Origin of the sequence: Candidatus Rhabdochlamydia sp. W815, assembly GCF_018642185.1 — a bacterium.
Taxonomy (GTDB): domain Bacteria; phylum Chlamydiota; class Chlamydiia; order Chlamydiales; family Rhabdochlamydiaceae; genus Rhabdochlamydia; species Rhabdochlamydia oedothoracis.
In genome coordinates this window covers 1-4203 of record NZ_JAAVTY010000120.1, presented here as the reverse complement: position 1 = coordinate 4203, position 4203 = coordinate 1, and the positions used below count along the sequence as shown (strand labels likewise).

General features: G+C 37.2%; 4 protein-coding genes and 1 pseudogene. 4 read left to right on the top strand and 1 reads right to left on the bottom strand.

The genetic code is table 11. The features are described from left to right. Positions 1-346: 346 nt before the first annotated feature. The 4 genes and pseudogenes from RHOW815_RS08665 to gatB all read left to right on the top strand — a co-directional run. Positions 347-481 (top strand): annotated as a pseudogene (locus tag RHOW815_RS08665) (IS481 family transposase); the annotation flags it as partial. A gap of 73 nt (positions 482-554) precedes the next feature. Then, the gene (gene gatC, locus RHOW815_RS07115) at positions 555-860 is read left to right on the top strand and encodes an Asp-tRNA(Asn)/Glu-tRNA(Gln) amidotransferase subunit GatC (RefSeq protein ID WP_215217624.1); all 306 of its coding nucleotides are present in this window, start codon (positions 555-557) and stop codon (positions 858-860) included. A 13-nt stretch (positions 861-873) separates the two neighbouring features. After that, positions 874-2337 (top strand): Asp-tRNA(Asn)/Glu-tRNA(Gln) amidotransferase subunit GatA, encoded by a 1464-nt coding sequence (gene gatA, locus RHOW815_RS07110; protein ID WP_215217623.1) that lies wholly within the window; start codon positions 874-876, stop codon positions 2335-2337. A gap of 2 nt (positions 2338-2339) precedes the next feature. Next, a complete protein-coding gene (gene gatB / locus RHOW815_RS07105; protein WP_215217622.1) occupies positions 2340-3803 on the top strand; it encodes an Asp-tRNA(Asn)/Glu-tRNA(Gln) amidotransferase subunit GatB in 1464 nt (487 codons plus the stop codon). A gap of 143 nt (positions 3804-3946) precedes the next feature. Here the strand turns inward: gatB and RHOW815_RS09410 are convergent. Continuing rightward, a partial coding sequence (locus tag RHOW815_RS09410) for a transposase (RefSeq protein ID WP_502757465.1) occupies positions 3947-4203 on the bottom strand: 257 nt, incomplete at its 5' end.

Below are 4203 nucleotides of genomic sequence, written 5' to 3'. Positions count from 1 at the left end.
TCTATAGCTCTTTTTCTAAATCCTGTGACTAGGTAATGAGATAAACATCCACTTTCAAAGCCAACAACGATTTCTTGAAAATTTCTTTTGGAAAAATAATCTGCTAGTAAATCAGGATCTGTTTTTTCTGAACCTTCATGGACAATCTTACCTTGTTCATTTAAATACACAGATAAAAGTTCTTTTCATTGATACATCTAATCCAATATAATGCTTTATGGGTTGCTCCTCATTTTTTTGCTCTTTAATGAGCGGTTTTGAGATTTGAAAAAATCTCGTTTATATTGGAGAGTTTATCCTACTCCGTTTAAGGAGCAACCCCTTCTTTGTGTGCAATTATGGCATGTATATTGATATTGCTGAAGTGCGTACCCAAGAAGGAAAACTTTATCTTATTGTAGCTATTGATAGGATCTTTAAATTTGCTTACATAGAGGCTCATCCTCAAACTAGTAAGGCTCTTGCCGCCCAATTTTTTCGGTATTTTTTCCTTTACAGGCAAAGAAAGAAAAATTATAGTGGTTATTCGTATTCAGCTCTTTTAAGGAATTTAAATGACAAAGTTTGATGAAGAAGATCTTGAAAAGCTTAATAGACTCTGCCGTCTTGGCGAAGCAACAGATGAGGAAAAAAAAGCCATATCTAAGCATTTAAAAAAAGTGTTAGGTTATATGGAACTGCTTTCTGAAGTTGACACAACGGATGTCCCTACTTGTTATCAAGTGGGAGAAATCCAAAATAGTGTCACAAGAGATGACACAGTTATGAATACCTTATCCAGAGAGCAGTTTTTAGAAAATGCTCCTTCTCATTTAGGCAGCATAATTCGAGTGCCTACAGTAATTAATTTTTCTAACTAAAGAGTTTTTGTACATGTATCGACTATCTGCCCATGCTATTCGTGAGGGATTTTGCAAAAAAAAGATGTCCGCTAAACAAATTGCGGAAAAGACGTTAGAGCGAATTTCCCTGCATGATGAAAAAATTGGCGCTTTTCTATCTGTAATGGAAGAGCGGGTAATGTTAAAAGCTGGTGAATTAGATCGCAAAAGGGATTCTGGCAAGCCGCTAGGCGCTTTAGCAGGGGTACCTGTTTCCATTAAAGACAATATTCATATTCAAGGAGAAAAAACAACCTGCGCTTCTAAGTTTTTAGAAAACTATAAAGCGGTTTTTGATGCAACTGTAGTTAGGCTTTTAGAAGAAGCAGATGCATTGATCATTGGTAAAACCAATCTTGATGAATTTGCCATGGGATCTTCTACAGAAAACTCTGCTTATCAAATAACTAAAAATCCTTGGGATCTTAAATGTACACCAGGTGGATCATCTGGAGGATCTGCCGCATCTGTAGCTGCGCGTTTTTGCCCTATTTCTCTAGGAACAGATACAGGCGGATCTATCAGACAACCAGCTGCTTTTTGTGGAATTGTAGGATTTAAGCCTACATACGGAAAAGTCTCTCGTTACGGCTTGGTAGCCTTTGCTTCTTCTCTAGATCAGATCGGTCCTTTGACCTACGATGTAAAAGATGCCGCTTTATGCATGCAGGTGATTTCAAGACACTGCTCTTATGACTCTACCAGCATTAAATCCCCTTCAGAAGACTATTTAAAAAAACTGGATCAACCCATTCACGGTCAAACAATTGGTGTCCCCTATAGTTGCTTAAGTGAATTAGATCCTGGATCTAAGGAACATTTTTTAGAAGCCGTAGAAGTTTTTAAAAGATTAGGTGTAACTATTGTAGATGTAGATTTAAAGCTGTTAAAATATGCAATTGCCGTCTACTACATTCTAGCTACAGCAGAGGCATCCACAAACCTTGCGCGTTTTGATGGCATTCGTTACGGCAAGCGAGCGGAGGAAGCAAAAACCCTCGAGGAGATTTATGTACTTTCTAGGCAAGAAGGTTTTGGAGCAGAGGTAAAAAAACGCATTTTGCTAGGCACTTATGTTCTCTCCTCTGGTTATCAAGAGGCGTATTGCAAAAAAGCACAAAAAGTACGCACTTTATTAATCCAAATGTTTCAACAAGCCTTTGCTAAATGCAACATGATTGCTATGCCAACATCTCCTTTAACAAGCTTTCCTTTAGGCAAATTTCAAGATCCGGTACAGCTTTATCTACAGGATGTTTTCACTGTATCTGTAAACCTATCAGGATTACCAGCAATTAGTGTCCCTAATGGATTTAGTGAGGAAAACCTCCCTTATGGCTTGCAACTCATTGGGCCTTATATGTATGATGCAGAGGTTCTGCGTTTTGGACATGCTTTTGAAAGTGCTACTTCCTTTACAAACATCATTCCCCCTTTATTTGATAAAAAGGTATAAAAATGAGCGAGATCTGCTATGGAGATTGGCAACCCGTAATTGGTTTAGAAATTCACGCACAGCTCAATACTAAATCTAAGCTTTTTAGCTCTGCAGCTAATCATTTTGGAGATGAGCCTAATACAAATATTAGCACTGTCTGTACGGGTCAACCTGGGGCTTTACCTGTTTTGAATAAAGAAGCTGTACATAAAGCTGTTCTTTTTGGTTGTGCAGTAGGCTCTGAGGTCTCTTTGAGCAGTCAATTTGATCGTAAATCCTATTTTTATCCCGATAGCCCTCGTAATTTTCAAATTACACAGTTCTATAAACCCATTTTAATAGGGGGTACTGTAGTAGCTGATGTAGAAGGCGTATTAAAACATTTTTCTATTAATCGAAGTCATTTGGAAGATGATGCTGGTACTTTAAAACACTTTAGTACATTTACAGGTGTTGATTACAATAGAGCAGGGGTAGCACTAATAGAAATTGTCTCAGATCCCTGTATGCATACTCCCAAAGAAGCAGGAGCCTATTCTATGGCTATTAAAGCCATTTTAGAATATCTAGACGTCTCTGATTGTAATATGGATGAAGGTTCCTTTCGTATTGATTGTAACATTTCTGTCAGGAAGAAAGGAGAACAGATCTTGCGTACAAAAATTGAGATTAAAAATCTCAATTCTTTTAGCAATATAGAACTGGCGCTTGAATCAGAGATTCGCAGACAAATTCGTGAATACACTCTGCATCCGCAAAAAGACTTTTATAAAGTAATATCTCAAGGAACCTATCGTTTTGATTCAGAGAAAAAAGAAACCGTTTTAATGCGTGAAAAAGAAGATGCTGATGATTATCGCTATTTTCCAGAACCAGACCTTCCTCCGATTTTACTCAAAGAAGAAGAGATTAAAGCAATTAAAGCTACTTTGCCAGAATTACCACACCAAAGATACAATCGCTATTTACAAGAATTAGAACTGCCTGAATCTGCTGCTGCCTTTTTAATTAACGATAAAAAGCTCGCTGATTATTTTGAAGAAGCGCTTAAAATCTGCCCTAGCCCTAAAAGCATATGTAATTGGATGATCATAGAGTTTGCTGGGCGCTTTAAAGACACAGGAAATAGTCTCATTCGCTCAGGAATTGGGCCTAGCGATATAGGTAAACTTGTCAAGATGATTGAATCAAACACCATTACTGGAAAGATTGCTAAAAGCATTGCTGATGATATGTGCAAAGCCCCAGGAGCAGATCCTGAGCAAATCGTAAAACAAAACCCTGACTACCAGCCCCTGCAAGATATTTCAAGCATTACACTTTTAGTGGATAAGGTTTTAGAGAATAACCCACAATCGATTGCTGATTTTCATACTGGAAAAACAAGAGCCTTTGATTTCTTAGTTGGACAAGTCATGAAATTATGTAAAGGTAAAGCCTCTCCTGTCATAGTAAATGAAATTCTGACCAAAAAACTAAAATAATACGAGATTTAAGTTGGAAATTGACTGCTGAAGGTTCTTCTATGTATTTTCTTAGATGTTTAGTCCCAAAGTGTGATGGAGTGGGTTAATTCTAAAACTTTTTGGTTTTTTTTACCAACTTTTGATAATATACTAGTGCCGATTCAAACGGCTAGCTTAATGGGATTTAAGTCAACGACTTGAAACTTGTCGTTTATCCTACATTTCAAAATATCTGTTATTTTCGGTATCTCTTCTAAGAAGAATCCTCTAATTGCCTGAAAAAAAGTCACCGACGTTTCGTAATATCGATTGTATACCTTCTTTTCCTTTAAGATCTTCCACAAGCGTTCAATAGGATTCAAATTCGGCGAATAAGGAGGGAGATAGTGCACTTTAATCCTAGAAGACATCAGAAACT